Source organism: Nocardiopsis sp. TNDT3 (assembly GCF_003427465.1).
In the GTDB taxonomy this organism is placed as follows: Bacteria; Actinomycetota; Actinomycetes; order Streptosporangiales; family Streptosporangiaceae; genus Nocardiopsis; species Nocardiopsis dassonvillei.
In genome coordinates this window covers 1-9525 of record NZ_QPFC01000647.1, presented here as the reverse complement: position 1 = coordinate 9525, position 9525 = coordinate 1, and the positions used below count along the sequence as shown (strand labels likewise).

The 9525-nt window shown below is 72.4% G+C and carries 11 protein-coding genes; 5 read left to right on the top strand and 6 right to left on the bottom strand.

Annotated elements, in window-relative coordinates; all coding sequences use genetic code 11:
* Positions 1 to 46 precede the first annotated feature (46 nt).
* The gene (locus DQW06_RS16405) at positions 47 to 679 is read right to left on the bottom strand and encodes an FMN-dependent NADH-azoreductase (protein WP_117198853.1); all 633 of its coding nucleotides are present in this window, start codon (positions 677 to 679) and stop codon (positions 47 to 49) included.
* 141 nt (positions 680 to 820) lie between these two features.
* Here DQW06_RS16405 and DQW06_RS16400 point away from each other — a divergent pair, with 141 nt between their 5' ends.
* Entirely contained in the window at positions 821 to 1438 is a 618-nt protein-coding gene (locus DQW06_RS16400; protein ID WP_117198852.1) for a TetR/AcrR family transcriptional regulator, read from the top strand.
* Positions 1439 to 1449: 11 nt separating this feature from the next.
* On the opposite strand, the gene DQW06_RS16395 is transcribed toward DQW06_RS16400, so the two are convergent.
* Positions 1450 to 2547: a CPBP family intramembrane glutamic endopeptidase gene (locus DQW06_RS16395; RefSeq protein WP_071622855.1), complete on the bottom strand. Its 1098-nt coding sequence runs from the start codon at positions 2545 to 2547 to the stop codon at positions 1450 to 1452.
* A 261-nt stretch (positions 2548 to 2808) separates the two neighbouring features.
* Entirely contained in the window at positions 2809 to 3912 is a 1104-nt protein-coding gene (locus DQW06_RS16390; RefSeq protein WP_013155285.1) for an alkene reductase, read from the bottom strand.
* A gap of 61 nt (positions 3913 to 3973) precedes the next feature.
* On the opposite strand from DQW06_RS16390, the gene DQW06_RS16385 reads away from it, so the two are divergent.
* A complete protein-coding gene (locus DQW06_RS16385) occupies positions 3974 to 4366 on the top strand; it encodes a MerR family transcriptional regulator (protein WP_071622857.1) in 393 nt (130 codons plus the stop codon).
* A 182-nt stretch (positions 4367 to 4548) separates the two neighbouring features.
* Here DQW06_RS16385 and DQW06_RS16380 read toward each other — a convergent pair whose 3' ends face one another.
* Complete coding sequence (locus tag DQW06_RS16380; RefSeq protein ID WP_117198851.1) at positions 4549 to 5436, bottom strand: LysR family transcriptional regulator; 888 nt, start codon at positions 5434 to 5436, stop codon at positions 4549 to 4551.
* 108 nt (positions 5437 to 5544) lie between these two features.
* On the opposite strand from DQW06_RS16380, the gene DQW06_RS16375 reads away from it, so the two are divergent.
* Positions 5545 to 6000 (top strand): PACE efflux transporter, encoded by a 456-nt coding sequence (locus DQW06_RS16375; RefSeq protein ID WP_232833049.1) that lies wholly within the window; start codon positions 5545 to 5547, stop codon positions 5998 to 6000.
* Between the two features lie 212 nt (positions 6001 to 6212).
* Here DQW06_RS16375 and DQW06_RS16370 read toward each other — a convergent pair whose 3' ends face one another.
* Positions 6213 to 6821: a TetR/AcrR family transcriptional regulator gene (locus tag DQW06_RS16370; RefSeq protein ID WP_232833048.1), complete on the bottom strand. Its 609-nt coding sequence runs from the start codon at positions 6819 to 6821 to the stop codon at positions 6213 to 6215.
* 245 nt (positions 6822 to 7066) lie between these two features.
* Between DQW06_RS16370 and DQW06_RS16365 the strand changes: the two genes are divergently transcribed.
* A complete protein-coding gene (locus DQW06_RS16365; RefSeq protein ID WP_117198848.1) occupies positions 7067 to 7642 on the top strand; it encodes a hypothetical protein in 576 nt (191 codons plus the stop codon).
* Between the two features lie 92 nt (positions 7643 to 7734).
* Here DQW06_RS16365 and DQW06_RS16360 read toward each other — a convergent pair whose 3' ends face one another.
* Complete coding sequence (locus DQW06_RS16360) at positions 7735 to 8907, bottom strand: DUF418 domain-containing protein (RefSeq protein WP_117198847.1); 1173 nt, start codon at positions 8905 to 8907, stop codon at positions 7735 to 7737.
* Between the two features lie 288 nt (positions 8908 to 9195).
* Here DQW06_RS16360 and DQW06_RS16355 point away from each other — a divergent pair.
* The coding region (locus tag DQW06_RS16355) for a GntR family transcriptional regulator (protein ID WP_117198854.1) at positions 9196 to 9525 on the top strand (330 nt) is incomplete at its 3' end.

Sequence of the window (9525 nt, the reverse complement as noted above, 5' to 3'; positions counted from 1 at the left end):
CCCGGGGCGGGCTCGGTGTCGGGGCGGTCGGTGGCGACCGGGGCCCTCAGCGCGCGGCGAGCACCCGGCCGGCCTCGCTGGCGCTGGCCAGGGCCCGGTCGTGCTCCTGCTGGGCGAGGTCCTTGAGGGACTCCATGCCCGGCGTGGTCGCGGCCAGGGTGAGTTCGCGCTTGATGAGGGTCAGGTCGGCCTGCCAGATGTCGCCGACGACGCGCTCCAGGTAGGGGGTGGAGTGGTCCCAGCCCTCGCGGGGGGTGCCGGGGCCGTAGCCGCCGCCCAGGGTGGTGGCCAGCACGGTGGGGGTGTCCTTCAGCAGCGGGGTGGTGGCGCCCGCGCCCGCGATGACCAGGTCGGCCCAGGCCTTGAAGTGCTGGGAGACGCCGAAGTTGTACAGCGGCACGGCCAGGACCACCGCGTCGGCCTCCTGGAGTTCGGCGGCCAGTTCGGCCGCCAGGGCCAGAGCCCGGACCTGTTCGGGCGTGCGGTCGGCCTTGTCCGTTCCGGCGCCGATGGTGGCCAGGGCCCAGGCGTCGGCGGGCAGCGGGTCGGTGCCCAGGTGGCGGCGGTTGACGGCGCCCTGCGGGTGGGCGGCGGCCCATTCGGCCTCGACCCGGTCGGCGATCTCGGCGCTGCAGGAGACGGTCGGCAGGATGCTGGCGTCCAGACGGAACAGGTTCATCGGGCTCTTCCCCCAAGGGTGTTCGGGTTCGCGGTATGCGGAGCACGGCCACACGGCCGGACGGTCCAGCTGTCCGGGTGACCCTCGCACCACTATAAACGGACTTTACCCCGCTTAGTGTTCCCGGGGTAGATTGTCCGTGTGACTTCGCCCCTGGTGCCCTTCGGGAAGGAGCGCGGCGAACGCGCGGACGCCGCGCGCAACCGCGAACGCCTGCTGGAGACAGCCCGCGCGATGATCGCCGAACACGGAACACGGCAGGTGACCATGGACGGCCTCGCCGAACGCGCGGGGCTGGGCAAGGGCACCGTCTTCCGCCGCTTCGGCAGTCGCGCGGGCATCTTCGTGGCCCTGCTCGAAGACGCCGAGCACCGCTTCCAGGAACAGGTGCTGTCCGGACCGCCGCCGCTGGGACCGGGCGCCGACCCCGCCGAGCGCCTGGTCGCCTACGGGTGCGCCCGCATCCCCTTCCTGCTGGAGCACCACGCGATCGCCCGGGCCGCCGTGGACCGCTCCCTGCCGGTACCGGCGGGCGCTGTCGGTATGACCCAGCCCCACATCCGCATGCTCCTGGGCCTGGCCGGTCTGCCCGCGGACCGGTTGTACGGCCTCTCCGTGCAGCTGACCGCCGCGTTGGAGGGTCCTCTCGTGCTGTACATGTCGACGGACGAGGTCGCCGCCCCTCCTCCGGAGCCGGACGCCCCCAACCCCCTGATCGACGGCTGGAGGTTCCTCGTCGAACGCCTCCTCGGGGACTGACCGGCCACTCCTCACCTCACGGTTGGGACCCACCCGGGCCGCGCGTCCGGCTGGACCCGGGCGGACCGCGTGTCCGGCTGGGTTCGCAAGGGCCCGGGGGTCAGGGCCGGTCCCGTCCGGCGCGTACGCAGGAACACCACGAGCGCGATCACGACGGCGGTGACGGCGGGCACGAGCATGATGGGCGACCCGGTGCCCGCCGACCGGTCCATGACGGAGGCGCCGAGGTCGATCTGCAGGACGATGCAGATGAGGAAGGTGAGCGTGTTGAGCAGCCCGTGGATGACGATCGGGATCTCGATCCCGCCGGTGCGCCAGGTGATGACGGCCAGGCTGAGGGAGAGCAGGAAGTACCAGATGTTGATCCACGGGTCACCCGCGCCGTGGATGGTCGTGAACAGCAGGCTGGAGACGACGACGGCGAGGACCAGTCCCACCCGCGGCCCGCGGCTCCAGCTCCCGGCGACCTGGAAGGCCAGCCCGCGCAGGCCGTACTCCTCACCGGCCGCCTGGAGGGGGACCAGCAGCAGGGTGAGGACGAACATGGCGACCAGATCGGCGAGGGGCCAGTCCTTCTGAACGGGGGGTGTCCAGACGTTCATGACGGTGACGGCGATCAGCCAGAAGGGGCCGATGAACAGCAGCGCCCGGCCGAGCACTCCGAATCGGAAGCGCGAGAGCACCGAGTGCTGGGAGGCCCCCCTGACTCCGTAGAGCAGCCGCTGGATGAGCATGCTCAACGGGATGAGCATGGCGAGTCCGAGCATGCCCGAGGCGTGGTAGACCGGCGTGTAGTCGGTGCCGCCCGCCGCCGGGTTGGTCCTGCCCATCTGCCCGTCCACGAACGCGGAGGCCTCGGCGAAGGCGTAGCTGATGGCGAACAGCCCCACGAGCAGGAGCACGATCGCGAGGACGCCGCGCAGGACGCGGCGCTTGTCCCCGGCGAGCATGCGGTGGTACTCCACCCCCGGCGGGACGGGACGCGGGCCCCGGCGGCGCGAACGGTGCCCGGACGGACCGGCTGACGGGTCCGCGTCCGGAGCGCGAAGGAAGGCGTCGGTCGGCGGAGGGGCCGACCAGGCGTGGTGACGGTCGTCGTTGGGGTTCATGCTCCCGAACCTAGGCCGGAGCAGTTCTGTCACTGAGTGTCACCGGTCACGGGTTTTCCGCGCACTCCGCACGGGACGGGCATGACGGATGTCATGCGCCGACGGAGTCCGTGACCCGACCAGGCGACCGGTGACGGGCGCACAGGCCCGACGGCCGCCCCGCCAAGGTCCGTCACCGTCGCGGAGCCGGGCGGTCGGGCGACTGGGCACCGGGCCAGTCGGGCGCGGGACAGCCGGACACGGGGACGGCCGGGGACAGGATCAGCCGCCCAGTGCCGGGTAGTCCGTGTAGCCGGTGGCCCCGCCCACGTACATCAGGTACCTGTCGCGCACCGGGTTGACCGGCGCCCCGGTGCGGATGCGCTCGACCAGGTCGGGGTTGGCCAGGAAGGGCCGGCCCAGGGCGACCAGGTCGGCCCCGGCCCGGAGCATGCGCTCGGCGGCGTCCCGACCGCCGTCCGCGGGAATCTCCCCGCCGGGCAGCACCGGGTTGCCGATCAGGGTGCGCGACCAGCGTGAGCGGATCCGCTTCCACACGGAACTGTCGGGGTCGGCGAAGGCCACGTGCAGGTACACGGGCCCCAACGCGTCCAGGCGGGTGGTCAGTTCCGGGTAGAGGGCGGCGATGTCCTCGTCGGTCTCCGCGATGCCGTTGGCGGTGTTGCCCGGGGAGACGCGCACGCCGACGCGGTCGGGACCGACCTCCGCGACGACGGCTTGGACCACCTCCAGGACGAAGCGCATCCGGTTCTCGGGAGCGCCGCCGTAGGCGTCCCGGCGCCGGTTGGTGCCCGGGGTCAGGAACTGGTGGAGGAGGTAGCCGTTGGCGGCGTGCACCTCCACGCCCAGGAACCCGGCCTCCACGGCCCGGCGGGCGGCGGAGGCGAAGTCGGCGACGGTGGTGGCGATGTCGTCCCGGCCCATCTGCCGGGGCGTCACCGCGGGCTGGCGTCCGCCGGGGGTGTGGATGGTCCCGGGCAGGGCGATCGGTGAGGGCGCCAGCGGGGTCAGGCCGCTGGTGTCGGGGTGGCCGACGCGGCCGCCGTGCTGGATCTGGGCGAACATGCGCCCGCCCGCCTCGGCCACGCGTCGGTTGACCCGCCGCCAGCCCTCGGTGTGCTCGGGGCGGTACAGGGCGGCGATGTCGGGGTAGGTGCGCCCGACCCTGCTGGGGGTGGAGGCCTCGGCGATGATCAGACCGGCCGAGGCCCGCTGGGCGTAGTACTCGGCCATGAGCTCGCTCGGAGTACCCGAGGGCTCGGCGCGGTTGCGGGTCATGGGGGCGATCACGAGCCGGTTGGGCAGGTCGGTGTCGGCGAGGCGCGCGGGGCTGAGAAGCGGGGACTCTGTCTCCTTGGCGTTCATGCGGATACCGTAGGAGTTGACACCAATGTCAGATTCAAGCGCGAGGAACGTGAGGTGCGTCATGCGCATCGGTGAGCTGGCCCGGCGCAGCGGGGTGAGCCCGCGTTCGCTGCGCTACTACGAGCAGCAGGGCCTGCTGGCCTCCGAGCGCACCCCGGGCGGGCACCGCGAGTACGCCGAGGCCGCGGTGGACCGGGTGGTACGCATCCAGGAGCTGTACGCGGCGGGGCTGTGCAGCGCCAAGATCGTGACGCTGCTGCCGTGCATGCGCGACGCCGACGGCGGGCCAGCGGCCACGGCCGACGCCCACCTGGTCCGCGAGCTGAGGACCGAGCGCGAGCGCATCGACCGGATGATCGCGGACCTGCGGCGTTCCCGGGAGCTGCTCGACGACGTCATCGCCTCCGCCGAGGGCGACGAGACCGAGGAGGGTTCCCTCACCGGCCGCCGCTGACTGAACTTCCCGCCCGCGGACGCCGGAAGCTCGGTGGGGATCAGCGGGGAAGCCCGGCCCGTCGCGGTCACGGCCCGCTGGCATCGAACCCGCCCGCCCCGCCCGAGGGCTCGGCGAAGCGCTCCCCGACCACGCGCTGGAGGCGGTTCCCGTTCCCCGTGCCGGACCCCGCTTCCGGCCGGTCAGCGGTGGTCGCGGCTCATCAGCGCGACGACCTCCCCCGCGGCCCGGCGCAGCGGCCTCCTGCGCAGCCACACCAGGTGCACCGGCATCGCCAACCCGTTCTTGAGGTTGACGAACTCCAGCACCCTCACCCTCCCGGCCGCGACCGCCTCCCGCACCTCCCCCAGGGGCAGGTTGGCCCATCCCGCGCCGCGTTCCACGAGCCCCAGCGCGGCCTCCACCGAGTCCACGTGCCACCGGGCGTCGGAGACCAGGAGCCGACGATCGGCGACCGCGTCGTCGGGACCGGCGACCACGATCTGGCGGCTGGCGCCGAGGTCCTCCAGGCGCCGCAGGTCGGCGGGCAGGCCGGGGGTGTCCGCGGTGGCCGAGACCACCGCCACGAAGACCTCGTCGGTCACGTTGGTGAAGACCTCCTCCCGGTCCACGTCCGGGGCCGCGGCCAGCAGCGCCAGGTCGGCCCACTCCCGGTGCAGCATCTCCCGGACCCCGTCCTGGGGCGCCCGGAGCAGGTTCACGCGCAGCAGGGGGTAGCGGCCGCCGACCCGGGCCAGGGCGTCCAGCAGGTCCCGGTCCGGAACACCAGCGGCCACGGCGACGGTGAGCGTGCTCTCCAGGTCCCGCGACAGCTCCACGGCGTGGACCTGCAACAGCCGCAGCCTGCTGGCGACGGACCGTGCGTGGGGCACCAGGGCCAGGGCCCGCGGGGTGGGCACCGCCTCGCGGCGCGACCGGTCGAACAGGGGGTAGCCGAGTTCGGCCTCGATGTTGGCGATGCCCATGCTCACTGCGGAGGGCACCCGGCGCAGCGCGCGGGCCGCGCCGGAGAAGGAGCCGTGGTCGACCACGGCCAGGAACAGCTCGATGCCGTCGCTGGAGAGAGCCATACAACTGTCAGCTTTTCTGAAGGGACCTGACTTTTATGTTCAGTAGTCCTGAATATAACGTCTTCCCCCGTTGACCGACGGAACGGGAGTGTGTGTGCTGTGCAAGGTGTGAAGCGCAAGCTGGTCTACGTGAGCGGATACGAGATCCTGGGGCTCGCGGTGGGCACCGCGGTGATGTCCCTGCTGACGGGCGAGTCACCGGCCACCACCGGACCCCTGGCGCTCATGATCACCTGCGTGGCGACGGTGTGGAACCTGGTCTTCAACTACCTGTTCGAGGCGTGGGAGCGGCGCCAGCGCGACCGCACGCGCACCGTGCGCCGGCGCGTCCTGCACGCGGTGGGCTTCCAGCTGACCCTGGTGTGCTTCCTGATCCCGCTCATCGCGTGGTGGCTGGAGATCACGCTGTTGCGGGCGTTCGTGCTGGACCTGGTGTTCATCGTCTACATCCCGTTCTACACCTTCGCCTACAACTGGGCGTTCGACAGGATCTTCGGCGTTCCCAGCTCGGCGGTGAACGAGGTCGGGCAGGAGGAGCGGGTCGGTTCCGGGCGTTCCGCCTGAGGTCCGCACCGTCGAACGCGCGCTCACGGGAGTTGTGCCGGTGGCCTTTGTCCGGCGGGCCGCCCGGGACGGTGCGGCCCCCGAACGCACCGCGCCGTCCGGAGTCTGAGCGACCGGAGCGGGCGGCTCCTCGGCGGGGCGGGCGGTCGCCCGCACGCTCGACGGCTCCGCCCGCGGCCGTTCGACGTCACGGCCCGACCGCGAACCGCGGCTTAACTGACCGGCCCCGCGGAACCGGACCTGCCGTCGGACGCGCCGCCGGATGCGGCGACACCGGTGACCGCACGGCCGCTGCGCAGGAAGGAGTCGGCCACGGCCGCCGGTTCACCGAGGTATCCGGCGACCATCGCGCCGTCGCGGAGCAGCATCAGGTCGTCGGCGACGTCGCCCGCCTCCCTGTGGCCCAGCGGCGCGGCGAGCCGTTCGAAGGCCCCCCTGCACCAGCGGCGGTGCGCGTCGACCGTCCGCCGCACGGGGCTGTCCGGGTCGGGGTACTCGGCGGCGGCGTTGATGAACGGGCAGCCGCGGAACCCGGGCGCGCAGGCCATGATCCCGACCTGTTCCGCGATGAGCCCCAACGTCGCGTCCACGTCGCCTTCGCCGCGTGCGATGGCCGCGTCGATCCCCTCGCGTTCGAGCGCGGCGCGGCGTTCGAGGTAGGCGACGATGAGGTCGTCCTTGCTCTTGAAGTGGCGGTAGAACGTCACCTTCGTCGTGGCGGCGCCCTCGATGACCTTGTCGACGCTCACCGCACGCAGGCCGTGCGCGTAGAACAGCTCGGTCGCCGCCTCCAACAGGCGTTCACGCATCGGGTTGGCCATGGGCGGAATCATATGAGCTCCTCCATGGGCTTGTGGACCGGCACCTCTCGGCCTACACTCGCCACCAAGTAGAGTTACTAGTCATTCTACCTAGGGAGCCGTTCCCGTATCCGACCGCCTGCCTCGCCCGAGACCAGCCACTCCATGGCCGGACTCCGCGACGGCGCACGGTGGGGACACGAGCGACGCACCCGGACCGGACACCGACCCCGGACCACCGGGGCCACTCAGCGAAAGAGCACCCCATGACCACCGCGACCAGCGCCAACACCGACAGCACCGACAGGATCGGCATCGCCCGCGGACTGCGGAACCTGTACTACGTCCGCTTCGGATTCGCCGTCGTCTGGGCGGCCCTGCTCGCCCTGACCGCCTCCTCGCTCACGCCCGTCAGCATCGCCCTGCTGGTGCTCTACCCGCTGTTCGACCTCGCCGCCGCCGTGGTCGACTTCCGCGGGTCCGCGGCGGCGCGGCCGACCGCGGGGCTGTACGCCAACATGGCGCTGAGCCTGCTCACCGCCGTCGGCCTGGGCCTCGCCGTCACCTCGGGTTCCTCGGCCGTGCTGGCCGTGTGGGGCGTGTGGGCGATCACCGCCGGGGCCGTGCAGCTCACCGTCGCCCTCATCCGCTACGGGCTCGGCGGCCAGTGGGCGATGATCCTCAGCGGCGGCATCTCCACGTTCGCCGGTGCGGGGTTCCTCATGCAGAGCGGCACCCCGGACGCCCCACTGACGGGCCTCGCCGGTTACGCCACCCTGGGCGGGATCTTCTTCCTGATCTCCGCGATCCGCCTGCACCGCGTCACCGGGAAGTCGGCCTGACACGACGGCCGCCTACGGAGCCGTCAGCACCGCTGGGGGGCCGGTCGGAGGAGGAATCCGCCGACCGGCCCCGCCCGGGAGGGCCGGACGGTTCAGCGCGACGACCCGTAGGTGAGGCGGCGCAGCGCCACCTCGGCGGGTCCGCGCACGCCCCGGCGGCGCATGAGGTCGGCGAGCAGCACCGTGGCCAGCCACACGGCCACCGCGACGCCCGCGCCGACGGCGGGCGACGTCATGTGCAGGTCGAGCGTGTAGGAGGAGAACAGCACGGCCCAGGCCACGGACTGGGCCAGGTAGAAGGTCATGGAGCGCTGTCCGAGCGCGGCCAGGGCGTCGGTCACCGGCCCCTGTCGGCCCGTGAGGCGGACCGCGACCAGGGCGATGAGCGCGGCGTAGCCCAGCGCGCCCGCGTAGCCGCTCACCTGGTGCAGTGCCGTGGCGGCGACGAGGTCCCCGGTCGTGGCGCCGATCCACACCTCCGCCTTGTCCAGGGCCAGGGGGAGGCCGCCCAGCGCCGCCAGGGGGATGCCCGCGAACGCGGTGGCGCGCAGCAGTCGCAGGTGCTCGTGGGGCCGCTCCAGGATCCGGTGCCGGGCCGCCAGGACACCGATCAGGAACGGGACGAGCGTGCTGGCGAACATCACCACGGCCAGGACCGAGAACAGGGTCACCCGGAAGAGGAGTTCGTCCGCGAACCCGTCGGGCATCAGCGGCATGCCCTGTCCCGTCACGGTGTCCTCGGCGGCGATCAGGGCGTGCACGGCCGCGGCCACGGGCAGCCAGGCCGCCGCCAGGATCACCAGGGTCCGGTCGCGCAACCGCAGAACGCCCACCAGGGCCAGCGTCACCAGGCCGTAGACGGCCAGGATGTCCGCGGGGAAGAGCAGCACCGTGTGCGCCAGACCGAAGGCGACCATCCACAGGCCGCGTCGGCGCAGCAGGCCGCGGGTCCGGGGCCAGTCCTGCCCCTGTTGGCCGCGGCGGCGATGGATCCGGGCCAGGCCGTACCCGAACAGGGCCGCGAACATGGGGTAGCTGCGCAGGTCGACGAACATGACCGTGGCCGCGGTGGTGAGCTGGTCGGCGGGGTTGGGAGCGCCCTGCGGGCCGCCGATGAACACGGTGAACAGGTGCGTGTGGGCGAGCGCGATGAACAGCAGCATGACGCCGCGGGCCAGGTCCGGGGCCAGGGAGCGGCGGTCGAGCGGGAGCGGGTGGTCGGGGGCCGGAGCCGTGCGGGGCTCCGGGGTGGACGTGTGGGACATGGTGGCCTCCGAAAGGGCCGTGGGCTCCGATGGACGGCGTACGCGCCGAGGCGCGCACCGGGGCGCACGTCGGAGCGACGCACTGCGCGTACAACGTATACACAGCACACCCCCTGTCGCAAACCCTTCAAAGTGCGACTTCAAGACCAACAGCACTAGTGCACATGCCTAGTGCACCAGGGGCAGAAAAGGGCTCCCCCGGGTCACCCCAGCGCCTTCGACGAGGTAACCCGAACCCCGACGTGCACTAGTACACTCGGAGCAGCGCGACAGGAGCGGAAGGGGTCAGTGGTGTCCACGACCGGAAAAAGGGAACTGCCGCCCTACGCGCGGGTCGTCACCGACATCCGCGCACGCATCGGCTCCGGTGAGCTGCGACCGGGCGAACGGGTGCCCTCGACGCGGGAGATCATGCGCGAGTGGGGGGTGGCCATGGCCACCGCCACCAAGGCGCTGGCCGCCCTGCGCCAGGAGGGCCTGGTCGAGGCGGTGCGCGGAGTGGGCACCCTCGTGCGCGGCGCACCCGCCTCCGCACCGGAGCCGCAGAAGCCCCAGCGGCAGCGGGAACGCCCGCGTCCGACACGGACGGAAGACCCGGGAAGCCATCGTCCGGCCGCC